This is a genomic window from Luteibacter rhizovicinus DSM 16549 (assembly GCF_001887595.1).
Classification (GTDB): domain Bacteria; phylum Pseudomonadota; class Gammaproteobacteria; order Xanthomonadales; family Rhodanobacteraceae; genus Luteibacter; species Luteibacter rhizovicinus.
Window position 1 is genome coordinate 43,761 of the sequence record NZ_CP017480.1, and the last position, 23,936, is coordinate 67,696.

Sequence of the window (23,936 nt, forward strand, 5' to 3'; positions counted from 1 at the left end):
GGCGCCTATTCTTCGCATGACCTTTGTCGTTACCGACAACTGCATCAAGTGCAAGTACACGGACTGCGTCGAGGTTTGCCCGGTCGACGCCTTTCACCAAGGCCCGAACTTCCTGGTGATCAATCCGGACGAGTGCATCGACTGCACCCTGTGCGAGCCGGAATGCCCGATCAACGCCATCTACCCCGAGGACGACGTCCCCGCGGGCCAGGAAGTGTTCGTCGCGCTGAACGCCGAGCTGGCCAAGGCCTGGCCGGTCATCACCGAGCGCAAGGACGGCCTCCCGGACGCCAAGGACTGGGAAGGCAAGCCGAACAAGATCGACTTGCTCGAGCGCTGAGCGCGCCACCCCGCTGCTGTTGTAGGAGCCGATTCATCGGCGATGGGTGCTTGCCGTAACCCGGCTGGCCATCTGGCCCGCTGCTGCATCTGGCCCGCTGCTGCATCTGGCCCGCTGCCGCGAGCTCGCCGATGAATCGGCTCCTACCGAGATCTGCGTTGCGCTTCCAAGCCAAAAAAACGCCGCCTCGAGGGCGGCGTTTTTCGTGCATCACGGGTGGCGAGCTTACTTGCTGCCCATCCGCGACTTGAGGGCGTCGACCACGCGACGGACGCCATCTGCATCGCCCTGGGCACGGATTTCGCTGCCGGTGCCGCTCGGGTTGACCGTCAGCACGACCGTGTGGCTTGCGCCCTGGGCCGAGGCCGGTGCGTCCTTGGCATCCTGGTTGTCCTTGCCACCGCCGAACATGCGACGGAACAGGCCCGGACGGGCTTCCGGACGGCCCGGCTTGGCGGCGATCTGGTAGGTGTGATTGGTGTCGTCGTGGGCGATCACGTTGCCCAGGTCACCCTGGCTCAGCTGCTCGCCGATACGCTTGTAAGCGGTCTCGACATCGTCGGCCAGGACGAAGCCGTCCGACACCGGCGCGGCATTGGTCGCGGCGGCATTGGCGGCTGCGGCGCCCGAACCCACCTCGGGAATGACCAGGGCAGCGCTCGTCGACGGCGTGTCGAGGCCCGGCGGGATCTCGAGCGGAGCTTCCTGCTGGGCGCGATCCCAGTCCTTCTTCGAGCGGAACGCACCGCAACCGGACACCAGCAGGGCGGAAAGAATCAATGCCGGGACGACCAGCGCGTACGAGGTTTTCTTCATGAACTCGGGTTCCGTTGAATAGGGTTGCTTCAGGCAGCGGACGACAATGGTGCCAGAGCGGCGAGCGTTTCGCGCACTCTGACCAGCGCCGGGCCCGCTTCCAGCTCGACCAGGGGCAGCCGCGGAGCGGCCGAACCGAGCCCCAGCGCGGCCAGACCGGCCTTCACCGCGATCGGGTTCGGCGCGCAATTGAGCGCGTCGATCAGCGGAGCCAGCCGTTCCGTCTCCCTCGCGGCCCGCTCCGGGTCGCCCGAACGGGCGGCGTCGCAGAAGGCGCGGAAGGCTTCGGGCACGAGATTGGCCACGACCGAAATGGTTCCGGCGGCGCCCGCCAGCATGGCCTGGTGGGCCGAGCCGTCGTCGCCGCTGAGGTAGACGAAATCCGGACGAATAAGTTCCGCGAGGGCACGAATGCGCTCGGCATCGCCCCGGGCTTCCTTGATACCGATGATGCCCGGATGGTCACGAAGGACCGCCACCGTTTCCGTCGCGATATCGCAGCCGGTGCGCGGCGGCACGTTATAGAGGATGACCGGGAGGCCGCCCTCGTCCGCCACGGCGAGGAAATGCCGGCGCATGCCCTCCTGGGTCGGACGGACGTAGAACGGCGCCACGACCAGGGCCGCGTCCGCGCCAAGGGACTTGGCAAGGCGGGTGGTGGCGATGGTTTTTGCCGTGCCTGCCTCGCCGGTGCCGGCGATGACGGGAATACGGTGGTTCACGTGTTTCACGGCGAAGGCGAGCAGGCGCTCGAATTCATCGTGTTCGAGGAAATGAGACTCGCCCGTCGACCCGGCGACGACGACACCCTGGGTGCCACCGGCGATCTGCTGGTCGAGCAGTCGGCCAAACGCGTCGAGATCGAGAGAGCCGTCGGCGGCGAACGGCGTCGCCAGCGCGGTGATACTTCCGGAGATGTCCAAGGTGAAACCCGTTGAGTTACCAGCCGTTCGCATGTTACCGGGGCACCTGCGGCGAGTCCATTCGGGGCGAGCAACCATCATTCCATGCGGAGTGTCTTGCTACCGTGCGACGCAGCCAAGTAAGCTCGGGCCCGTAGCGACGCCCTGCGCCCCGCGGGTCGCGCCATCGGTAGTCGAGCCTTGAATCGTTCTGCAGTACGTAGCACCACCGCCGATAACCAGCTGCTCATTTCGACGCTGTCGCCAGCGCATCGCGCGCCGATCCTCGCGCTGGCCAAGCGCATCGCCGACTCCGGCTGCAATATGGCCGACGCCCGCGTCTCCACGATCGGCAACGACACCTCGGTGATGCTCCTCGCCTCGGGCGCCTGGGATGCGGTGGCCAAGCTGGAAACCGCGCTGGGCAAGCTGGCACGCGACGAAGAACTGCAGATCGTCCATTACCGCACCACGCCGCGCGAGCCGACCTCGCACCTGCTGCCTTATCTGGTCGAGGTGATCGCCGCCGACCGTCCGGGCATCCTGGTCAAGATCATCGAGTTCTTCTCGCGTCGCGACATCAGCGTCGAGCAGCTCACTTCCATGCGTTACCAGGCCATGCAGACCGGCGCCGAGATGTTCCAGGCGCAGATCACCATTGGCATTCCGTCGGAAACGCACATCGCCGCGCTGCGCGACGATTTCCTCGAACTGTGCGATGGCCTCAACCTCGATGCCATCATGGACCCCGTGAAGTTCTGACCCACACGATCCAACCCAAGGGAAGACAGACCTACGCATGATCGGCAAGGGCAAGAAGCTACCCAAACTCGAAGGCGCCCTGGGCGACGGCAACCGCCTGTCGCTGGCCTCCCTCCACGGCAAGTGGGTCGTCGTTTTCTTCTACCCGAAGGACAACACGCCGGGCTGCACGAACGAGGCGAAGGATTTTCGCGACCTCTACGGCGAATTCCAGGCAGTGAACGCCGAGGTCATCGGTGTCTCCCGCGATTCCGTGCGCTCGCACGCGAACTTCGCCAGCAAACACGAACTGCCCTTCCCGCTCGTCTCCGATGCCGACGAAGCCTGGTGCCAGGCGTTCGACGTCATCCATGAAAAAGTCCTCTACGGCAAACGCTACCTCGGCGTGGTCCGTAGCACGTTCCTGATCGACCCCAACGGCAAGCTCGCCGCGGAATGGCGCGGAATCAAGATCCCCGGCCATGCGCGAGCCGTGCTCGAGAGTGTTCCCACCGCGTGACGGATACCGCGTCATGCGGCTCCTCCCCCCGGCCGTCGCCGTGCGGCCGGTTTTGCAACCTCTGCAAGAGGTCACTTCCGTATGACCGGAAGCAAGCGCATCTACGCCCTCGACACCAACGTGCTGCTGCACGACCCGACATCGCTGTTCCGCTTCGAGGAGCACGACGTCTTCATACCGATGACGGTGCTGGAGGAACTGGACGACAAGAAGAAAGGCGGCTCGGAAGTCTCGCGCAACGGCCGCCAGGTAAGCCGTTTCCTCAATGAACTGATCGAACGCGGCGGCGGCGATGGCATCCGCAACGGCGTGGAACTGATCAACCCGCAGGGCATCAAGCTCAATCGCGGCGCCGTGGGCCGGCTGTTCTTCCAACAGCGCACGGGCCATGGCAACGGCAAGGCCGACAACCAGATCCTGGCCGCCGTCATCGATCTGCGCGACCAGTTTCCGGACCGGCCGGTCATCCTGGTCTCCAAAGACATCAACTTGCGGATCAAGGCGTCGATCTACGGCATCACCGCCGAAGATTACGAGAACGACCGCGCGCTGGACGACTTCGCCCTGCTCTTCACCGGCTCGGACGCCCTGCCCGAGGACTTCTGGACACGGCATCCGGAACTGCGCTCGTGGAACGAACGTGGCCGCACGTTCTACGAAATGGACATGCACGAGGACGAGAACTGGTACGCCAACGAATGCCTGTACATGCCCGGCGAGAACGACGTCGAGCTGCGCGTACTGGAGATCCGTGGCGACGAGGACAACCGCAAGGCCAAGCTCGTCCTGCTCGACGACCACACGCACGCCTCGCACGGGGTCTGGGGTATCGCGGCGCGCAATCGCGAGCAGAACTTCGCGATGAACCTGCTGATGGATCCCGACGTCGACTTCGTCACCCTGCTCGGCACGGCCGGTACGGGCAAGACCTTGCTCGCCCTCGCCGCGGGCCTGGCCCAGGTGATGGACCAGCAGCGTTACCGCGAGATCATCATGACCCGCGCGACGGTGTCGGTCGGCGAGGACATCGGCTTCCTGCCCGGTACGGAGGAAGAGAAGATGACGCCTTGGATGGGCGCCCTCACCGATAACCTCGAGGTGCTGGCCAACCCGGAAGAAGGCGGATCATGGGGCCGCCAGGCCACCAACGACCTGCTTGCCTCACGCGTGAAGATCCGCTCGCTGAACTTCATGCGCGGCCGCACCTTCCTCAGCCGCTACCTCATCATCGACGAGGCCCAGAACCTCACCCCGAAGCAGATGAAGACCCTGATCACGCGTGCCGGTCCGGGCACGAAGATCGTCTGCCTGGGCAACGTGGAGCAGATCGACACGCCTTACCTGACGGAGACCACCTCGGGCCTCACCTACGCGGTGGACCGCTTCAAGATGTGGGCCCACTCGGGGCACATCACCCTCAAGCGCGGCGAGCGGTCCAGACTGGCCGATTTCGCGTCCGAAGCGTTGTAAGCAACAGCAAAAGCGCGGACAGCGATGTCCGCGCTTTTTTAGCGGATAGCCCGCTGCGCGGACTCGTGCCCTATTGTGGGAGCCGCTTCAGCGGCGATGCTTTCGGAAGCCGCGAGGGGTAAGGCCCTTGGCGCCGCCGGCGCAGCTCTTCGAGGCGGGCGGTAGCTGGACACTCGCTCCGTCAGCCGGTCGGGGCCGCCCTCAGCTCATGCGGCGCCAAGGGCCTGACCCCTCGCAGCATCGGACTCTGAGGTTGCGTGTGGCCGAGCCCACCGCCCGCAAACATGCGACACCGCTAGACCCGGCCTGTCCTAACGCTGCATCCGGCCCCGCCGTCGTAGGAGCCGATTCATCGGCGAACGCTCTTGCCTTGCAGCTATTCTTTCGCGATGACCATGACCGTCAAAGCAAAACCCAACACCCTCACCATCGCAGGCTCAGACTCCGGCGGCGGTGCCGGCATTCAGGCCGACCTGAAGACTTTCCACGCACGCGGCACGCATGGGTTAACCGCCATCACGGCGGTAACCTCACAGAACACGCGTGGCGTAACTGCGGTTCATACGCTACCCCTCTCTCATATCCGCAGCCAGATCGAGGCCGTGTTCGACGACTTCCCGGTTGCCGCGGTGAAGACCGGCATGCTCGGCAGTGCGGCGGTGACTCGCTTGGTCGCGAAGGAAATGCAGGTGCGCAAGCCAGCCTGGCTGGTCGTCGATCCGGTGATGATCGCGACGAGCGGCGCGCGTTTGCTCGATGAAGACGCGCTTGAGGCAATGGTGACGCGCCTGATCCCATTGGCCGACGTCCTTACGCCCAACCTCCCGGAAGCTGAAGCCCTCCTGGGTCGTCCACTCGGCCGCGACATGGACGCCGCGGGCGCCGACCTGCTCGCCCTCGGCGCGCGCGGCGTGCTTCTGAAGGGCGGCCACGGCAAAGGTCGCGAGGTGGTCGATCGTTTTTACGATGCGAGCGGTGTCACCGAGGTTCGCCACCCTCGCCTGCCCTTTGAAGGCCACGGTAGCGGCTGCACGCTGGCTTCCGCCGTGGCGGCGGGGCTAGCTCGGGGCAAATCGCCGCACGTGGCTGTCCGGGAGGCGATCGTGTGGGTTAACAAGGCCTTCCAGCGGGCCTGGCGGCCCGGCGGCGGCTCGGTCTACGTGCTCGGGCACTGAGGCCGGAGTATCCTAGGCGCGTTGATACAGGCCGCACGCGGCCCTAGGTATCGCTTGTCCTGGTCGAGTCCATCCCATGAATTTCCTCGGGCCCCGCTTCATCGTCCTGTATGTGCTGATCCTGTTCACGCTCTGCGTGTTGCTGGTGCACCTGCGTGGACGCTCGCGCCTGCGCTTCGATCGCCAGCTGGTCGATCATTCGGCCATCTTCGCGCCGTACAACCTGCTGATGTACGCCTTCTCCGCCGTGCCGGCACGACCGATCCTCGATCGCGCGGGCTTCCCGCAGCTCGACCTGCTCCAGGGCAACTGGCAGAAGATTCGCGAAGAAGCGATGCATCTGTTCGACGAGGGCTTTATCCGCTCCGCCGAAAAGCACAGCGACGCGAGCTTCAACTCGTTCTTCAAGCAGGGCTGGAAGCGCTTTTACCTGAAATGGTACGGCGAGCCGCTGGCCTCGGCCGAGGCGCTCTGCCCGGAAACGGTGAAGCTGCTGAATTCGATTCCGAGCGTGAAAGCGGCGATGTTCGCCCTGCTCCCGCCGGGCAGCAAGCTCAACCCGCATCGCGATCCGTTCGCCGGCTCGCTGCGTTACCACCTTGGCCTGATCACGCCGAACTCCGACGACTGCCGGATCTTCGTCGACGGTGAAATGCACGCCTGGCGCGATGGCAAGGACGTGGTCTTCGACGAAACTTACGTGCACTGGGCCGAGAACCGCACGGACCAGACCCGCGTCATCCTCTTCGCCGATGTCGAGCGTCCGCTGAAGAGCCGCCTGATGACCGGCATCAACAAGCGCGTCGGCGCCTTCATGGGCTCGATCACCGCCTCGCCGAACGACGACGAAAGCAGCGAGCAGGTCGGCTTCGTCAATCGCATGTTCGCGCTGAACAACCGCGGGCGCGCACGCACGCGCAAGTTCAAGAAAGCCAATCCGAAGCTGTTCCGCATCATCAAGTACATCGGCATCCTGCTGATGATCTGGCTGGTCTTTCTTGCGCCGTATCCGTTCTTTCGCGGCAATAGCTGACGACGCCATGCATCGACTCGCCCTCGGCCTCACGCTCGTGCTCGCGACGACTGCCGCGACCCCCGCGAGTGCCACGGCATCGGAAGATCTCGGGCCGAGGGTTGATCGTCTCGTCGAAGACACCACGAAGGACTCAGCGAGCGAGTCGCGCGCCTTCGACGTCTTGCTCAAACTCGGCAACGACGGCGTGCCCTACATCATCAGCCACCTTGGGGATGGCCGCCGCCTCCCCGAACAATCGATCATCATCCGCCGTCTCGGGCGCGAAGACAGGCAGGTCAAACCCTGGTACGTGCATGATGGCCTTGAGTTCGTGCTGACCGAGCTCACAGGGTTCTCGATGGGACCGCAGAACGGACACCTGTTGAAGAGCGAACGTGAGCAGCACACTCGCAAATGGGTGGCATGGTGTGTCGACAAGTTTCCTGCGCAGATGGACATCTGCCGGTCAGTACACCGCTAACCGACCAACCTGCCAGAAGCGGATCAAGCGAAAACGTCGTGTGCGAACTACTCAAACTGAGGTAGAACGCACTGTTCGTTGCATTCCGGCATATCATGGCCCGATCCAGCTAGGAGCAACGACACGATGTCAGGATTGATCGGCCTTTTTTTGGGCGCTGGCGCTTCATATGAAGCCGGAATGCCGCTCGTGTGGGAACTGACCACCGAGCTCAAAAACTGGCTCACGCCTGAGAAGCTTCGCACTTTCAACCTAGGATGGCGTCGACAGGGAGGCGGCCATCCAGATGCAGTTATTGAAGACTTCATTGGCGTATTGATTCGTGATGATCTCCACTACGAAAGCATCTTGGGCTATGTAGAGAATCAGTCTCGCAGGGAGCAGGGATCCAGCCACTATCACGGCCTCTACGTGTGGCTCGTAGACATGATCTACCATATGCTTTACTTACGGCACATAAATAATGCCGAGTACTTTGAACGACACCTTTACCTCTACGACGGGATAAAGGGACTGTCGCAGAAGAATAGCCCTCTCTGGGTATTCTCTCTGAACCACGATCTAATCATCGAAGCGGTTGCAGCAAGACATTCAATACCTGTGTCGTGTGGCTTCGAAGAAGAAGTCGTTACCTTTCCAAGGCGAGATTCCGCTGGAAATAAGATTGGTGATATTCGCGCTGAAGTACTCACAAAGAAGACAATCGAGGCCGGCGCAATGCAGTTCTTCGCGCATGGCAAAGAAGGAATAAATCTCCTAAAAATCCACGGCTCCCTCGACACATTCACGTTTAGAAACGGCGAAGACTATTTGCGGCTCCTGCCGGAGAAACAGAGTGTCGACGCCGTCATATCGACGCTCAGGTACGCGAATGAAGAGCTGAACTATCGGGACGCAGCAATGGAGCGTCCCGTTCGCGCCATTAACGAGATCGCGTACAGAGATGACGAAGGTGAGATGCAGTTTCTGCGCCGCAGCCTACTGACAGGGGCGTTTAAATTTGACAGCCGTGCTCATCAGGTTATCCCCAAGAAGATCCTTGATCATTTTCGGTCAAATCTGAATTACCTCTCAAGGCTGGTGGTTATTGGGTACGGCTTTGGTGACATCCACATCAATCAGATCTTGAGATCGTGGCTCGAAGCCAGCGGACACAGGCATCTAGAGATCGTCGACCCATTTATCTCCGCAGTCCCATCGTTCATCTTGCACCTCGCTCCTCAGGTCACGCTCACTAAGGCGACTGCGACACACCGCTTAGACAGTCTGGGCGAGCTGACCAGAGACGCCGACCAGCTCGCAGAGCGAGAGTTTCTTCTTTACGCCCGACGGGTTGGGCCAGAGAAGATAAAGGAAGAAATGCAGCTCTTCGCAGATTGGGAAATTTCAAAGCGCACAGAGGCGCTCGCCGAGCGACTAAGAACGCTTCCTCTGAAGAATGGAGAGATCGACTGGGATGCGCTGCCCTCATCGCCGGAGGCGCTCGCACTGGAGCTGGTCGGCGAAATTCCCGCCAACCACGGCGCCATATGTGTACGTTTCTTTGACTTCAAGCGCGTTGTTTCCATGGAACACGACGCCCCCGCTTCCTGACGTGCCATCCGACGGTGGCTCGTCGTCGAACGCTCGCCCGTCACCCCGAAATATCAGGGCATCCCAAGACCTCGTGATCGTCAGAGCGACGTCCCCCCAGATTTTCAGAATCCTCCGATATCCGCTGCCAGGTGGCACCGATAGGCTTCCCTCTCCCTAAGGAGGAAGCACCTATGTTCGGCAACGCTGAAGTCGCAGTAGTCGGAGATCCGACAAATGTCGGGGGCCGCATCCTTGAAGGGGCAGCGATGCTCGACATCGACGGCGCCCCCGTGGCAATCCAGGGCTCGGCTGTCATGTGCGGAGCTTGCGGACTCACGAAAATCGCGAAGGGCAGCTCGCACGTCGACGTCATGGGGATGCCAATAGCACTTCATGGCGATCCTCTCCTGTGCGGACATACGATCAACGTGAGGGGACGGAAGCGGGTGAGTTCCTCTGCATGTTCCGAGAGCAGTCCTCGTCCCCCCGGCAGCTTTCGTAATGAGAGCCCGGCTGCGGCCGGCACCGAAGCACTGGTAGAAATGGCTTCGGGTTTCGATCGGCGCATTCAGGTCAACTACGCCAATGGCGCGCCGTACGCAGGCGCTGCATACGTCATCGCCGTACAGGGTCAAGCGCCCATTGAAGGCTCGCTCGCTGGCGACGGTACGTCTTCACCTATCAAATCGACCAAGCCGGGGCACGTCGTCTACGGCGTAGTGGCACCCCAGGCGGAGGCAATCTAATGGGCCTGAAGGACTTCTCTCTCGCAAAAGACGGAACATCGCCCCACGCACTGATCTCACCTACCCCCGCAACCCTTACGCCCGTAAGCGATACTCGCCCGCACAAGCTCGTCGTCGAGCCGCTGGCCATCAGCCGCATCCCGGGCGCCATGCGCAACATGGGGTGGAACGTATCTGCGGCACTGATGGAGCGCTGGTTCTCGTCCCCGCCAAAGGAAATGCAAGAAGACGAGAAGAAAGACGCAAGCCTAGTCGATCCTAGGCACATTGACGAAACGATTGTCACCATGGCATGGGCTCTTCAGTTCGATCGTTGCGCCAGCAGACTAACGGAACTCAAAGACCGATGGGACGTAGAACCTGCCGTGGACGAGCTTTTAGCAAGCTTGCGCGGGCAGAAATGGAATGGACAAGCCGAGCTTCGCATCGGCGAAAAGACGATGAAAGCGAGCGCGCTAGACGCCACCTGCGACATCAATTCTATAAAGGTGGGTCACGTAAAGGATACGCTGGACGATTTCTATGGAGCACTGGGCGTAGCAACCCTGAAGATGGGGGTAATCGGCCGTGCCTTCGTCAATTCCTCGACTGGCCGACGGGTCTTTCAGGTTCAAAGCTGCGGCTTTTACCTAAAAGACCACTACGACTTCAACGGGACACAGTACTTGGGCTTATGGACCCATTACGAAGTGCTCGGAAAAGTCGCGACCGTGGTGGATACAGCACTCTCAGGCGTTTCTTCCCCCGGCATGGTGTATCACTGGCGCGGCGGTGGTGTAGGACACGTATTCAACCATCATTTCCGGGCGTATAGAGACATCCACAAAAAAGGTGGTGACTTCCTGATCTATTCGGACGTCCTGTGGCACGACCTATCAGACGCCTACGTCGATCTTGAGGGTGCTTTCGAGCGAGAAAACTTGGCGTGACGCGCACTTCGTGCATCATTCTTCTAAGCCTAACGGGCATCTACTCAGCGCCGCTTGTGGTCGTCTATTCGCCGCTATGGAGCGAGCGGCGGGATGCGACACTTTTGTTGACCGAAATCAGTCCCGAGGGATGCTTTCGCATGGATACATTAAGGCCGTACTGGATCATGCCTTCGATATTTCATCCGTTCACTCACGACGATATGACCTATTACTTCACCCCATGGCGGCCAGCGTTCCATCGGATTTTCGACAATCAGTCCGGTGAGCTTATAGGCGAAACCGAGATATATGACCTGGATCTTTCCGGCGGGAGAACCTCGTGGGACGGTGGATATCCGGATCGCCCCAGGTTCGTTTATGCAGGTCCGTTTCGCGTCGGCCTGAAAGGCCGATGCTCCTCCACAGAGCAACGCGAAATAGTACGCCGAGCCATGGATCGTCCCAAGCCATCTCGCTCCTGAGCGTCTACGAAACGCCCATACGCGATGGCCATGACGAAGCCGAGCCCGCCCGGCGCACAACAAAAAAAGCCCCGCATTCCTGCGGGGCTTCTCTTTACCACATAGCAAACAACTTACGCCGTAGCGCGGATCCGCTCGACGATCGCGTCGCCGAAGGTGTCCGTGGTGCCGGTGCCGCCGACGTCCGGCGTGGTGCGGTCGCGGGCTTCCATCACGTCGCGGATGGCAGCGCGCAGGCGCGTGGCCTTGGCGACCATGTCGAGGTGATCAAGCATGTCGGCCGCGGCGAGCAGTAGCGCGCACGGGTTGGCCTTCTTCTGGCCGGCGATATCCGGTGCGGAACCGTGGACGGCTTCGAAGATCGCCGCGTCCTTGCCGATGTTGGCACCCGGGGCGAGGCCCAGGCCGCCGACGAGACCGGCGCAGAGGTCGGAGAGGATGTCACCGAACAGGTTCGTCGTGACGATCACGTCGAACTGGTACGGGTTCATCACCAGCTGCATGCAGGCGTTGTCGACGATCATCTCGCCGAACTCGATATCCGGGTAGTCCTTCGCCACTTCACGCGCCACCGTCAGGAACAGGCCCGACGAGGTCTTCATGATGTTGGCCTTGTGCACGGCCGTGACCTTCTTGCGGCCCTTCTTGCGGGCCATCTCGAAGGCGTACTTGCAGATGCGCTGCATGCCCGGACGGGTATTGCGGATCATCGAGACGGCAACTTCGTTGTCGCCCTCACCCGTGGTGGTCTGGCCCTCGGCCAGGTACGCACCCTCGGTGTTTTCACGCACCGTGATGATGTCGATGTTCTCGTAACGCGCCTTGGTGCCCGGGAAGCTGATCGCCGGACGCACGTTGGAGTAGAGGTCGAACTTGCGACGCAGGGTCACGTTGATCGAGGTGAAGCCACCGCCGATCGGCGTGGTCAGCGGGCCCTTCAGCGCGACCTTGTGCTCGGCGATCTTGTCGATCGTGTGCTGCGGCAGGAGATCGCCGTGCTTCTCGAGGGCAACCACGCCCGCGTCGACGTAGTCGTAGGCCAGACCGCAGTCGAGGGCGTCGAGAACGCGAATGGTCGCGTCCATGATCTCGGGGCCGATGCCGTCGCCGGGGATCACGGCAATCGTCTTGCTCATGGGGATAACTCCTGAAGGGAAGCGAAAAAATCGCCCAATTATCGGCGATCCTGCCCTCTTCCTTCAAGGTTGCCGCCCCGATCGGGGCGGCACGGGCAGTCGATCAGGCCGCCGGGTGGTCCGCGCAGGCTTCCGCGTCCGTCGACGCTTCGCCTTCCAGCGAGTCGAGGAAGTCGACCGCACGGCGCAGATGGGGGATCACGATCGAGCCGCCGACCACGAGACCGACGCTGAAGACCTCGAAGAATTCATCGCGATTGACCCCGGCTTCCTTGCACTGGGCCACGTGGTAGCTGATGCAGTCATCGCAGCGCAGGACCATCGAGGCGACCAGGCCGAGCATCTCCTTGGTCTTCACGTCCAGGGCGCCGGCACGGTAGGTCTGGGTATCCAGCGCGAAAAAGCGCCGGACGACCTGATTGTCCTCACCAAGGATGCGCTCGTTCATGCGCTGGCGGAATGCGGTGAATTCTTCGACGCGCTTGTCGCCCATCAGTGTGTCGCCTCGAGGATCTCGGCCAGTCGGCCGCTACGGTCGGCGGCTGCCAGATCGTCGAACCCACCGACATGCGTGCCGTTGATGAAGATCTGCGGCACGGTACGACGGCCACCGCTCTTGGCGAGCATGAGATCGCGCTGCGCGGGATCCATATCGATGCGGACCTCGTTCCAGCCCAGCCCCTTGGCCTTGAGCAGGTTCTTGGCGGCGACGCAGTACGGGCAGACCGCTGTCGAATAGATGGTGATATCGGGGGTAGACATGGGAGGGGATGCTCCGGAAGCGAATGGCCAAAAGATGGCGTCGCAGGGCGAATTTTGCAAGACGGACGAACCTCGGCCCGGCCCTGCGGTCAAAGGCGATCGGACTACCACAGCCGTGGAAGTTATCTCTTCGTTTGGTGATGGTATCGTCCCCGACCTATGCGCAAACCGTTGCCCCGACTCGCCCTGCTTGCCGCCAGCACCCTCGCCACGTTCGCCGCGGGCGCCCAGGACAACGTGCGCCTGCCCGACCTGGGCAGTTCCGCCGCAGGCCTGCTCAGCCCGCGCGAGGCCAACGAGTACGGCGCGCAGATGCTCCGCCAGATGCATACGCTCAACCTGACCGTCGACGACGCCCTGGTCGACCAGTACATCAACGACCTCGGCTACCGGCTGGTCGCGGCCAGTGACCGGCCGAAGGACCATTTCCAGTTCTTCATCGTCAACGACAGCCAGATCAACGCCTTTGCCGCGCCCGGCGGATATATCGGGGTGAACGCGGGCCTGATCGACATCACCACCAGCGAAAGCGAGCTGGCCGGCGTCATCGCCCACGAAATCGGCCATATCACCCAGAACCACCTGTACCGCGCTTTCGAGGATTCCAAGAAGAACGCCCCGCTCATGGCCCTGGTCCTGCTCGGCGCGATCGCCGCCGGTGCGGGCGGCGGCGCCGGCGATGCCGCGCCGGCGGTACTCATGGGCGGTCAGGGCCTGATCATGCAGCGGCAGATCAATTTCACCCGCAAGGACGAGATCGAGGCCGATCGCACCGGCATCCAGACCCTGGCCAATGCCGGCTACGACCCGGAGGCCATGGCCGAGTTCTTCGGCCGCATGCAGGACACCTTGCGCGTCGGCGAGGACGAAGAGGCGGCGCCGTCCCTGCTGCTGACCCACCCGGTCACCCTGGAGCGCATCAGCGACGCCAAGGCGCGCGCCCGGGTCATCACCGAACGTAACGCCGGCAAGCCGCGCCAGCCGACACTGGACAAGGCCAGCTGGGAGAAGAGCACCGCGCCCGTCCTTTACGTCAAGGACAACACGCAACTGGCGCCGAATCGCAGCAAGATCGCGCCCGACAGCGCTGGCGACACCTACGCGCTGATGCGCGAACGGATCCGCGTGCTGTCCGGCGACGCCCGCAAGCTCGCGGATATCTACGCCACCAACCTAAAGCGCAAGGATTTCGACACGGCGGCGAACCGTTACGGCTACGCCATCGCCCTGATCCGTAGCGGCCACGGCATGCAGGCGGTGGAACAGATCCAGCCGCTCCTGGTCAGCCAGCCGGCCAGCGTCGTGCTGCGCCTGGCCCTCGCCGACGCCTATGTAGAAGCGGGACGGCACGGCGACGCCATGGCGATCTACAAGACCCTGCACGAGAATTCACCCCGCAACGGCGCTGTCACCTTGGGCTACGCCCGGGCCCTGACCGACACCGGCCGGGCCGACGAGTCCCGTACGGCGGCGACCCTGCTCAGGCCCATGCTCGACGACAGCGATGACCCGGAAATCTTCCGCACCTTCGCCCGCGCCAGCGAGCGGTCGGGCGATTCGGTGCGCGCGGCGGAGGCTTATGCCGATAGTGCGTACCTCGCCGGGCGGCCTTTCGACGCGATGGAGCAGCTGCGCCGCCTGCTCAAACGTGACGACCTGGACTACTACCAGCGCTCCCGGATCCAGGCCCGGATCAGCGACCTGACCCCGCTCCTGCTGGAGTTGCGCAAGAAGCGCGTGACCACGGATGACAACCCGGACGGGCGTAGTCAGTAACCCGGACTCGCAAGATCCGGTGGACTTTCGTGACAATTGTCATTGCCGTGTAACACAGCATGGCTGCAATATGACCGTCACAGCCAACGAGCGGCCTTACGCGTGCATAAACGCATTCTCATCGTGGAAGACGAAGCATCGATTCGCGACATGGTCGCTTTCGCGCTTCGCAAGGCGGGTATGGACGCGGCTCACGCCGCCGACGCCCGCGCCGCACAGATGGCCATCTCCGAGCGTGTCCCGGACCTGATCCTGCTCGACTGGATGCTCCCGGGCACCAGCGGACTCGAACTCGCCCGCCGGCTGCGCCGCGAGGAGCTCTCCCGGGAAATCCCGATCATCATGCTCACCGCCCGCGGCGAGGAGATGGATCGGGTGAACGGCCTGGAAGCCGGCGTCGACGACTATGTCATCAAGCCCTTCTCCACCCGCGAGCTGATCGCACGGATCAAGGCGGTGCTCCGCCGCAGCCAGGGCGACGACGGCTCCGGCATCGTCGAGCTGGGCGGCCTGCGCATCGACGGGCCCGCGCATCGCGTGTTCGCCGGCGAGGATGCCGTGCCCATCGGGCCGACCGAATACCGACTGCTGTTCTTCTTCATGACCCACCCGGAGCGCGTCTACTCGCGCGCCCAGCTGCTCGACCATGTCTGGGGTGGCAGTGTCTATGTGGAGGAGCGCACGGTAGACGTGCACATCCGCCGACTGCGCAAGACGCTGGAACCGTGGAAGCTCGACGACATGGTGCAGACCGTTCGCGGCGCGGGATACCGCTTCTCCGCGAATACCTAGGCTAGCGCGGGGTAGCCGCGCTATCGTGAGCGCCATGCCACCTCGCATCCTTACCTCCTGGCGACTGCCAGCCGCGTGCGCCGCCCTCCTTGTCGTGGGCGGCGTCGTTGGCGCGCTCGTCGGTGCGATGTGGGCCGGTGTGACCGTTGTCGCGCTGACGGAAATCGTCGTACTGCTGTCGCTGTTCCGTCACAAGTCGGGGCCAATGTTGCAATCGTCCGCAACGCCCCGTCCCGAGTATGACCGTCTGATGACTCGCACCCGCCGTATCGCTTCCCGCCTGCGTGATTTGCGCAGCGCGGCCGGGACCCTTCCCGATGCCGTGGTCCTCCTGGACCACTCGCAGCACGTCCGCTGGTTCAACCATGCGGCGGAAGAGCTGCTCGGCCTCAAGAGGCCGCGCGATCGCGGCCGCCTCCTCGTCGAGGTATTGCGCAACTCGGAGTTGGCCGAATGGCTTTCCGAAGGCGCCCGCGAACCGCTCAACGATGTCACGGCACCGGGTCACCCGAACCGCCATGTCACCGCCACCCTATTACCGTTCGGTAGCCGCCAGCGCCTGCTGCTGGCGCGCGACACCAGTCACCTGACGCGCCTGGAACAGATCCGCCGCGATTTCGTCGCCAACGTGTCGCATGAACTGCGCACGCCGCTGACCGTCATCCATGGCTACCTGGAACTGCTCGATCCCGAAGACGTCCCCGAACTGGCGCCCGTCCTGGACGAAATGCGCGCGCAGTCCAAGCGCATGGGGCAGATCGTCGAAGACCTGCTCACCCTGTCGCGCCTGGAAACCCAGGACCATGTCGCCGACGAACATGTGCAGATGGCCCCCTTGCTGGCCAGCCTGCGCAAGGAAGCCGAGGCGCTGAGCCAGGGCCGGCATACCGTATCGCTCGACATGGCCACGCCCTTCGACGTCCTCGGCTCGCCCAAGGACCTGCACAGCGCCTTCTCCAACCTGGTCAGCAACGCCGTGCGCTACACGCCGACGGGTGGTCGCATCGCCATTCGCTGGGCCGAAACCGAAGGCGGCGCGAAGTTCTCCGTGCAGGATTCGGGCTTCGGCATTCCGGCCACGCACATCGCACGGCTGACCGAACGCTTCTACCGCGTCTCCTCCAGCCGCTCACGCGATTCGGGCGGTACCGGCCTGGGCCTGTCCATCGTCAAGCACGTGCTCAACCTTCACCAGGCCCGCCTGGTGATCGAGAGCGAGCCGGGCAAGGGCTCGACCTTTGCCTGCGTATTCGGCAGCGACCGCCTGCTCGACGGCGCCCGGCTGCAGGAAGCGGCCGGCCTGCACCTCTGATCCATGGCAGGAACGCGCCGCCGGGTTGCTGCGATGCCGCTTTCCGGCATGATGACCGATAAGCCACCATCGGACGTCATGAAAGGATCCGTCAAACGCATGAGCGAGTCTGTCGACCTCGGCGCGCCCGCGCTGTACATGAACCGCGAACTGGCGGCACTGGAATTCAACTTCCGTGTGCTGGCCCAGGCGCGTGACCCGGATGTGCCCGTCCTCGAGCGGCTGCGTTACCTGACCATCGTCAGCAACAACCTCGATGAGTACTTCGAGGTGCGCGTCGCGGTGCTCAAGCACAAGCATGCGCTCGGCGCGGCGACACCCGGTGCCGATGGTCTGTCGTCCAGCGAGATCCTTGCGCGCATCCGCCAGCGCACGCTCGAGCTGGTCGCGGAAATCTACGCGATCTGGCACGACGAGTTGGGGCCGGCTCTGGGCGCAGAAGGCATTCGCTATCTCACGCGCGACCAGTGGACCGACAAGCAGAAGCGCTGGCTGCTCGGCTACTTCCAGAACGAGATCCAGCCGGTGCTGTCGCCGCTGGGCCTCGATCCCTCGCACCCCTTCCCGCGCATCCTCAACAAGACGCTGAACCTGGCGGTGGTGCTCAAGGGACGTGACGCGTTCGGGCGCGAAGGCCATATGGCCCTGGTGCGTGCGCCGCGTTCGCTGCCGCGCATCATCAAGTTGCCGGCGGAAGTCTCCGAAGGCGATGGCGATTTCGTCTTCCTGGCCGAAGTGCTACAGGCCTTCGCGGACGAGATCTTCCCCGGTTTCGACGTCTGTGCCTCGTACCAGTTCCGCGTGACCCGCAACAGCGAGCTGGTCGTCGAGGAAGCCGAGGTCGAGAACCTCGCGCGCGCGCTCAGCGAAGAGCTCGTCGGGCGCGGTTATGCGCGACCGGTGCGCCTGGAGGTCGGCGCGGATTGTCCACGCGCGATCACCGACATGCTGATCGCGAATTTCCAACTCGAAGAGGCCGATGTCTATCGTTGCGATGGCCCGGTCAACATCATCCGCGCCAGCCTCATCTACGACCAGGTCGACCGGCCCGAACTGAAGTTCCCGCGTTTCACGCCACGCCTGTCGCCGGCGTTCGACAAGGGCGTGAACGAGTTCGACGTCCTCGGCGTGCGCGACGTCTTGCTCCACCATCCCTACGAATCCTTCGCCTCGGTGGTCGAACTGCTGCGGCGCGCCTCGCAGGATCCCGGTGTGCTGGCCATCAAGCAGACGCTCTACCGCGCCGGCAAGGATTCGCCCCTGGTGGATCTGCTTGTAGAGGCCGCGCGCAACGGCAAGGACGTCACGGTGGTGATCGAGTTGCGTGCGCGATTCGACGAAGAAGCCAACATCGGCCTGGCCAACCGTCTGCAGGAGGCCGGTGTCCAGGTGGTCTACGGCGTCGTGGGCTACAAGACGCACGCGAAGATGCTGCTCATCGTGCGTCGCGAGGGCACGGGCCTGCGCCGTTACGTGCACCTGTCCACGGGCAATTACCACCAGGGCAACAGCCGCGGCTACACCGATATCGGCCTGATGACCTCGCATCCGGAAATCGGCGAGGACATCCACAAGGTCTTCCAGCAGCTGTCCGGCCTGGGTCCGATGATCCAGCTCAAGCGCCTGCTGCATTCGCCGTTCACGCTCTACAGCGGCGTCATGGCGCGTATCGAGCGCGAGATCGAGCATGCGCGCAATGGCCGGCCCGGGCGCATCGTCGCCAAGCTCAACGCGCTCAACGAGGCGCACGTGGTCGAAGCGTTGTACCGCGCCTCGGCGGCCGGCGTGCAGATCGACCTTATCATCCGTGGCGCGTGCACCTTGCGACCGGGCATTCCGGGCGTGTCGGAAAACATCCGGGTGCGCTCGATCATCGGCCGCTTCCTCGAACACAGTCGTGTCTACTGGTTCGGCAACGACGGCGAGCCGGAACTGTTCTGCGCGAGCGCCGACTGGATGGAGCGCAACCTCATGCGCCGCATCGAAGTGGGCGTGCCCATCCTCGATCCCGAACTGGCCAAACGCGTGTACAACGAAACCCTCGACAACTACCTGCGCGACAACACGCAAGCGTGGATGCTCGGTGACGACGGACGTTACACCCGTCGCATCCCGGCCACCGGCGAAGCCCCGTACAGCGCGCAGCAGTCGCTGCTGGCCGATTACTGCGCGTGACGCGGCGCATCCTGCTCCTTTCGGTCTCCGCCGGCGCCGGCCATGTACGCGCGGCGGACGCACTGGACGCGACGATCGCCACGCTGGCCGCGGACGGCCTCGACGTCGAGGCGCGCCATCTCGACGTGATGGACTTCGTGCCATCCAGCTTCCGCCGCATCTACGCCGATTTCTACCTCGGCCTGATCACGCACTACCCGCGCCTGTGGGGCATGCTTTACCGGATCACGGACGACGCGCGCCCGGAAGCCGTGACGCAGCGCATGCGCCGTACCATCGAACGACTGAACACCCGGCGGCTGCGCGCGGCGATCAACGACTTCGCGCCGGATGCCATCATCTGCACACACTTCCTGCCGGCCGAGATGCTGATGCGGCAGATCCGCAAAGGCCGTGTCACCGCCCCGGTCTACCTGCAGGTGACGGATTTCGATCTGCATCGCATGTGGGTGATCCCGGGGATGACCGGCTATTTCGCCGCCAATCCCGAGATCGCCCATCGCATGCGCGCCGTCGGCCTGCCGCCCGAGCGCGTGCACGTGACCGGCATCCCCGTGATGCCCGCGTTCGCGCACGAGCATAATCGTCGCGCGTTGCGCGCGGAACTCGGCATGGACCCGGATCGCCCGGCGTATCTGGTCATGGGCGGTGGCGCGGGCGTCGGTGCGCTCGACGAACTGGCCGATGCCCTGCTTTCGGGTGACGGCGATTTTCAGCTCGTGGTGTTGGCCGGACGCAACACGGACATGCTCGAACGCCTGCGCACGCTGGCACGCACACGCCATGCAGGGCGTCTGTTCCCGCAGGGCTTCACGCAACACGTGGAGCGGCTGATGGCTTGCTGCGACCTGGCGATCACCAAACCCGGCGGACTGACCACGTCGGAGTGCCTGGCCGTGGGCCTGCCGATGATCGTCAATGCGCCGATCCCCGGCCAGGAAGAGCGCAACGCGGATTACCTGCTCGAACAGGGTGCCGCATGGAAAGCCATCGACGCCGTCGCCCTGTCATGGCGCATTCGTCACTTGCAGGCACAGCCAGCGATGCTCGCCGACATGGCCACCCGTGCGCGCGCCATCGGCCGTCCACATGCGGCACGCGACGTCGTCGACACCGTGCTCGCCCTGCTGGACAGCCGATGAGTCATTCGCCGCGTCGCCGCCTCGCCGCTGCCCTGGCGACGGCGGCGTTCACGTTCCTGCTTGCCTTCATGTTCGCCCATGTGGAAGTCGAGATCGAAGGTCCGCACGGCTGGGCCACCAGCCTGCCCACCTGGCGCGTCGAGAACCACTGGCTGCTCGACCTGCTCTGGGGCGGCCGTCCGATGACCGGCTACCACGCCTGGGTCTTTCCCTTCATCGCCGTGTTCTTCCATTTCCCCATGGTCTTCCAGGGCTTCTGGAGCTGGCGCGCGCAGGTTCGCGTCATTGCCTGCGTGATGCTGTTCTGGGTCGCCGAGGATGGCCTCTGGTTCATTCTCAATCCCGCCTTCGGACTGGCACGCTTCGACCCGGTGAACGTGCCCTGGCATCGGCATTGGTGGGGGCCGGCGCCCACCGATTACTGGGTATTCGGCTTCCTTTGCATCGTTCTGTTCATACTTTCCGCCTTGCCCAAAAGCCGCATCGCAAAGCCAGCCTGACAAAGGGCGTTGCATGCAAGCCCCGGCACCATGCCAGAATCCCCCGATACGCCGCTGCGGACATATCTCTTGGCGACCTCAGCTAAATCGCAGATCAACGACGGTGAATTCCTCGCCGCCGTCGACCTCGGCTCCAACAGCTTCCACATGGTGGTGGCTCGCTACGAACACGGCGAACCGCGCGTCATCGACCGCCTGCGCGACTCCGTCCGAATGGCCGTGGGCCTGCGCCCGGACGGGACCCTCGACGCGAACCACCGCGCAGCGGCGCTGGCCAGCCTGGCCCGGTTCGGTCAGCGCATCGCCGGCATCCCCGCCCTGCACGTGCGTGCGGTCGCGACCAATACCGTGCGCCGCCTTGCTTCGCCGCATGCCTTCCTGTCCGCGGCGGAAGCCGCGCTGGGGCATCCGGTGGAAATCGTCTCGGGCCGTGAAGAAGGGCGACTGATCTTCCTCGGCTCCTCGCACGACCTGCCCGCCTCTCGCGACCACCGGCTGGTCATCGACATCGGCGGCGGCAGCACCGAATTCATCATCGGCCGCGGCACCTCGCCCCTGCTGACCGAGAGCGTCCAGGTGGGCTGCATCGCCTCGACGCTGCGCTTCTTTCCGGGCGGCAAGATCACTCGCAAGCGCTGGCAGAAGGCCCGCCGCGAGATCGGCGTGCTGCTCCAGCAGTTCTCCGAGGAATATCGCGAAGCGGGCTGGGCCGACGCCTATGGCTCGTCAGGCACGGCTAAGTCCATCGGCTCGGTGGTGCGCGCGATGAAACTCTCCGACGACGGCATCACGCCCGAGTCGCTGGCGACCATCCGCGAAGCGCTGATCGAACAGGGCGCGTCGGGGACGCTGAAGCTGCCGGGCCTGGGCGAAGATCGCGCCGAGGTCTTTGCCGGTGGCGTGGCGATTTTCGAAGCGGCATTCGAGGCCCTGGGCATCGAGCGCCTGCGTGTGTCGGAAAGTTCGATGCGCGAAGGTCTGCTCTGGGACCTGATCGGCCGCTCCGCCGGCACCGACCCGCGCATGGCCAGCATCGATTCGCTGGCCAGCCGTTACGGGGTGGACCGGGCTCAGGCACGCCGCGTCGAAACGACGGCGATCGGCCTGTTCGACCAGCTCAGCAAACCCTGGAAGCTCGACGATGACGGGCGTGAGTGGTTGTCCTGGGCGGCGCGCGTGCACGAACTCGGCCTGGCCATCGCACACAGCCAGCATCAGCGCCACGGCGGTTACATCCTCCGTCACGCGGATCTGGCCGGCTTTTCACGACAGGAACAGCAACTGCTCGCCGCCATCGTCGAATGCCATCGCCGCAAGCCGGAAAAATCGGTGATTTCGGCCCTGCCCGTGCGCTATCGCGCCCTGGCCCGGCATATCACGGCGATCCTGCGCCTCGGCGTGCTGTTCCGTCGCGCGCGGCGTGCCGAAGCCCTGCCCCGCATCCGCGTGAGCGCCTCTCGCCAGCGCCTGCGGCTGTCGCTGCCGGCGGACTGGCTGGACCAGCACCCGCTGACCGAGGCCGACCTCGAGCAGGAGCGCGAGCCACTGGCCGAACTCGGCCTGGAGCTCGAGATCGTCACCGAATGACCGCGATCCGCACGTCGAACGGGCGTATCATGGCGCGATTGTTTCACCGTCACGACCGGTAACCCATGCTCAGAGCCGTCTTCGCCAGCCTCTTACTCGCCCTGCCCGCCGTCGCCTTGGCGCAGCAGACGACCAAGCCGGCAGCGCCAGCGCCGGCGTCCGTCGACCATCCGCGCGTGGTCATGCACACCACCCAGGGCGATGTCACGTTCGAGCTGTTCCCGGACAAGGCGCCGAAGAGCGTGGCCAACTTCCTGCAGTACGTGCGCGACGGTTTCTACGACGGCACGGTGTTTCACCGTGTGGTCAATGGGTACATGGTCCAGGGTGGCCTCTACAGCCGCGACCTCACGCAGCGCCGTACCCGCGCCGCCATTCCCAGCGAAGCGGACAACGGCCTGTCGAACCTGCGCGGCACCCTCGCCGTCGCCCGCGGTGGCGATCCGAATTCCGGCACGGCCCAGTTCTTCGTCAACCTGGTCGACAATCGTCGCCTCGATTACGTCAGCAACCAGAGCGGCCTGACCTGGGGCTTCGCGGTGTTCGGCAAGGTCGTCTCCGGCATGGACGTGGTCGACAAGATCGCCTCGCTGCCGACCCGCGCGCAGGGCCCCTTCGTCGGTGACGTGCCCAACCCGATGGTAGTCATCGATTCGGCCAATGTCGTCGGCGAAGAACGCGCCCGCCCTGCTTCTACGAGCACCGCCGGCACCCCGGCAGCGCCGGCCAAGGTTGCGCCGGAATCGACCAAGCCGGTGGCGCCGAAGAAGGGCGAAAAGAAGACCAGCGCACCGAAGGCCGCATGAGCACCCTGTTCATCGCCGACCTGCACCTCGACGAGGCGCGGCCCGATATCACCGCCTTGTTCGAACGCTTCCTCGCGTCGGATGAGGCGCGCTCCGCCACCGCCTTCTACATCCTCGGCGACCTCGTCGAGGCCTGGATCGGCGACGACGACGACGCGGAACTGCCCACCCGGATCGCCACGGCGACGCGCACCTTGAGCGACAGCGGCGTACCCGTGTATTTCATGGCCGGCAATCGCGACTTCCTGCTCGGCGAGCGCTTTGCCGAACGTGCGGGGATGACCCTCCTCGACGACGGCACGGTGCACGCTATCGAAGGCACGCCGACCTTGCTGATGCATGGTGACGTGCTCTGCACCGACGACGTGGAATACCAGGCGGTGCGTGCGCAGGTACGCACGGATGCGTGGAAGCAGCAGATCCTGTCGATGCCGCTGGAAGCCCGCCGCGCTTTCGCGGCCAAGGCTCGCAGCGACAGCAAGTCACGCACGGGGCGTATCGACGAGACGATCATGGACGTGAACCAGGGCGCGGTCGAAGCGGCCCTGCGCCACGCCGGCGTGCATCGGTTGATCCACGGACATACGCATCGGCCCGCGATTCATCCGTTCGCGTTCGATGGCGCGAATGCGGAGCGCATCGTGCTGGGTGACTGGTACGACCACGGGTCGGTACTGGCGATCGATGGCGACCGGCTGGATCTGCGCGGAATCTGGCAGGTCTGATCCTGTAGGAGCCGATTCATCGGCGATCCCTGTGCAGCGAGACGCGGAC

Annotated in this window: 24 protein-coding genes; 19 read left to right on the forward strand and 5 right to left on the reverse strand. The window is 63.9% G+C overall.

All coding sequences use genetic code 11. The annotated features are described in order from the left end of the window. Positions 1-16: 16 nt before the first annotated feature. Positions 17-340, forward strand: coding sequence for a ferredoxin FdxA (gene fdxA, locus BJI69_RS00255; protein ID WP_046967331.1), 324 nt, complete (start codon positions 17-19; stop codon positions 338-340). A 225-nt stretch (positions 341-565) separates the two neighbouring features. On the opposite strand, the gene BJI69_RS00260 is transcribed toward fdxA, so the two are convergent. Both BJI69_RS00260 and dapA read right to left on the reverse strand, forming a co-directional pair. Beyond that, positions 566-1,156, reverse strand: coding sequence for a hypothetical protein (locus BJI69_RS00260; RefSeq protein WP_046967332.1), 591 nt, complete (start codon positions 1,154-1,156; stop codon positions 566-568). 29 nt (positions 1,157-1,185) lie between these two features. Next, positions 1,186-2,079, reverse strand: coding sequence for a 4-hydroxy-tetrahydrodipicolinate synthase (dapA, locus tag BJI69_RS00265; protein ID WP_046967333.1), 894 nt, complete (start codon positions 2,077-2,079; stop codon positions 1,186-1,188). Positions 2,080-2,244: 165 nt separating this feature from the next. On the opposite strand from dapA, the gene BJI69_RS00270 reads away from it, so the two are divergent. The 9 genes from BJI69_RS00270 (at position 2,245) to BJI69_RS00310 (ending at position 10,710) form a co-directional block, all read left to right on the forward strand. Then, a complete protein-coding gene (locus BJI69_RS00270) occupies positions 2,245-2,820 on the forward strand; it encodes a glycine cleavage system transcriptional repressor (RefSeq protein WP_046967334.1) in 576 nt (191 codons plus the stop codon). Between the two features lie 37 nt (positions 2,821-2,857). After that, positions 2,858-3,319, forward strand: a complete 462-nt coding sequence (locus tag BJI69_RS00275; RefSeq protein WP_046967335.1) for a peroxiredoxin — start codon at positions 2,858-2,860, stop codon at positions 3,317-3,319. A gap of 81 nt (positions 3,320-3,400) precedes the next feature. Beyond that, the gene (locus tag BJI69_RS00280) at positions 3,401-4,789 is read left to right on the forward strand and encodes a PhoH family protein (RefSeq protein WP_046967336.1); all 1,389 of its coding nucleotides are present in this window, start codon (positions 3,401-3,403) and stop codon (positions 4,787-4,789) included. Between the two features lie 395 nt (positions 4,790-5,184). Next, entirely contained in the window at positions 5,185-5,964 is a 780-nt protein-coding gene (gene thiD / locus BJI69_RS00285) for a bifunctional hydroxymethylpyrimidine kinase/phosphomethylpyrimidine kinase (RefSeq protein WP_046967406.1), read from the forward strand. A 100-nt stretch (positions 5,965-6,064) separates the two neighbouring features. Further along, positions 6,065-6,997 (forward strand): aspartyl/asparaginyl beta-hydroxylase domain-containing protein, encoded by a 933-nt coding sequence (locus BJI69_RS00290; RefSeq protein WP_280136189.1) that lies wholly within the window; start codon positions 6,065-6,067, stop codon positions 6,995-6,997. A 7-nt stretch (positions 6,998-7,004) separates the two neighbouring features. Continuing rightward, complete coding sequence (locus BJI69_RS00295) at positions 7,005-7,460, forward strand: hypothetical protein (protein ID WP_046967338.1); 456 nt, start codon at positions 7,005-7,007, stop codon at positions 7,458-7,460. A gap of 126 nt (positions 7,461-7,586) precedes the next feature. Beyond that, positions 7,587-9,053, forward strand: coding sequence for an SIR2 family protein (locus BJI69_RS00300; protein WP_078022945.1), 1,467 nt, complete (start codon positions 7,587-7,589; stop codon positions 9,051-9,053). A gap of 173 nt (positions 9,054-9,226) precedes the next feature. Beyond that, a complete protein-coding gene (locus BJI69_RS00305; RefSeq protein WP_071924813.1) occupies positions 9,227-9,781 on the forward strand; it encodes a PAAR domain-containing protein in 555 nt (184 codons plus the stop codon). Beyond that, positions 9,781-10,710, forward strand: coding sequence for a DUF6402 family protein (locus tag BJI69_RS00310; protein ID WP_046967341.1), 930 nt, complete (start codon positions 9,781-9,783; stop codon positions 10,708-10,710). The genes BJI69_RS00305 and BJI69_RS00310 overlap by 1 nt, the downstream gene beginning before the upstream one ends. Positions 10,711-11,287: 577 nt before the next feature. Here the strand turns inward: BJI69_RS00310 and BJI69_RS00315 are convergent. The 3 genes from BJI69_RS00315 to grxC form a co-directional block, all read right to left on the reverse strand. Next, positions 11,288-12,310 carry an isocitrate dehydrogenase gene (locus BJI69_RS00315; RefSeq protein WP_046967342.1) on the reverse strand — a complete coding sequence of 341 codons (1,023 nt, stop codon included), beginning with the start codon at positions 12,308-12,310 and terminating at the stop codon, positions 11,288-11,290. Between the two features lie 103 nt (positions 12,311-12,413). Next, on the reverse strand, positions 12,414-12,803 hold the full coding sequence (locus tag BJI69_RS00320; protein ID WP_046967343.1) for a carboxymuconolactone decarboxylase family protein: 390 nt from the start codon (positions 12,801-12,803) through the stop codon (positions 12,414-12,416). Then, positions 12,803-13,072, reverse strand: coding sequence for a glutaredoxin 3 (gene grxC / locus BJI69_RS00325; RefSeq protein WP_046967344.1), 270 nt, complete (start codon positions 13,070-13,072; stop codon positions 12,803-12,805). Before grxC ends, BJI69_RS00320 begins: the two co-directional genes overlap by 1 nt. Before the next feature lie 159 nt (positions 13,073-13,231). Between grxC and BJI69_RS00330 the strand changes: the two genes are divergently transcribed. The 9 genes from BJI69_RS00330 to BJI69_RS00370 all read left to right on the forward strand — a co-directional run bounded on the left by BJI69_RS00330 (position 13,232) and on the right by BJI69_RS00370 (position 23,887). After that, positions 13,232-14,848 (forward strand): M48 family metalloprotease, encoded by a 1,617-nt coding sequence (locus tag BJI69_RS00330; protein ID WP_046967345.1) that lies wholly within the window; start codon positions 13,232-13,234, stop codon positions 14,846-14,848. Between the two features lie 102 nt (positions 14,849-14,950). Beyond that, positions 14,951-15,640, forward strand: coding sequence for a phosphate regulon transcriptional regulator PhoB (gene phoB / locus BJI69_RS00335; protein WP_046967346.1), 690 nt, complete (start codon positions 14,951-14,953; stop codon positions 15,638-15,640). Positions 15,641-15,674: 34 nt separating this feature from the next. Next, entirely contained in the window at positions 15,675-16,952 is a 1,278-nt protein-coding gene (phoR, locus tag BJI69_RS00340) for a phosphate regulon sensor histidine kinase PhoR (RefSeq protein WP_046967347.1), read from the forward strand. A 78-nt stretch (positions 16,953-17,030) separates the two neighbouring features. Continuing rightward, positions 17,031-19,127, forward strand: coding sequence for a polyphosphate kinase 1 (gene ppk1, locus BJI69_RS00345; RefSeq protein WP_046967408.1), 2,097 nt, complete (start codon positions 17,031-17,033; stop codon positions 19,125-19,127). After that, positions 19,124-20,269, forward strand: coding sequence for an MGDG synthase family glycosyltransferase (locus tag BJI69_RS00350; RefSeq protein WP_211258483.1), 1,146 nt, complete (start codon positions 19,124-19,126; stop codon positions 20,267-20,269). Before ppk1 ends, BJI69_RS00350 begins: the two co-directional genes overlap by 4 nt. After that, a complete protein-coding gene (locus tag BJI69_RS00355) occupies positions 20,266-20,769 on the forward strand; it encodes a hypothetical protein (protein ID WP_046967349.1) in 504 nt (167 codons plus the stop codon). Before BJI69_RS00350 ends, BJI69_RS00355 begins: the two co-directional genes overlap by 4 nt. Positions 20,770-20,799: 30 nt before the next feature. Beyond that, positions 20,800-22,356: a Ppx/GppA phosphatase family protein gene (locus BJI69_RS00360; RefSeq protein ID WP_071924814.1), complete on the forward strand. Its 1,557-nt coding sequence runs from the start codon at positions 20,800-20,802 to the stop codon at positions 22,354-22,356. Between the two features lie 65 nt (positions 22,357-22,421). Continuing rightward, a complete protein-coding gene (locus BJI69_RS00365) occupies positions 22,422-23,162 on the forward strand; it encodes a peptidylprolyl isomerase (protein ID WP_046967351.1) in 741 nt (246 codons plus the stop codon). Further along, entirely contained in the window at positions 23,159-23,887 is a 729-nt protein-coding gene (locus BJI69_RS00370) for a UDP-2,3-diacylglucosamine diphosphatase (protein WP_046967352.1), read from the forward strand. The genes BJI69_RS00365 and BJI69_RS00370 overlap by 4 nt, the downstream gene beginning before the upstream one ends. Positions 23,888-23,936: the final 49 nt, after the last annotated feature.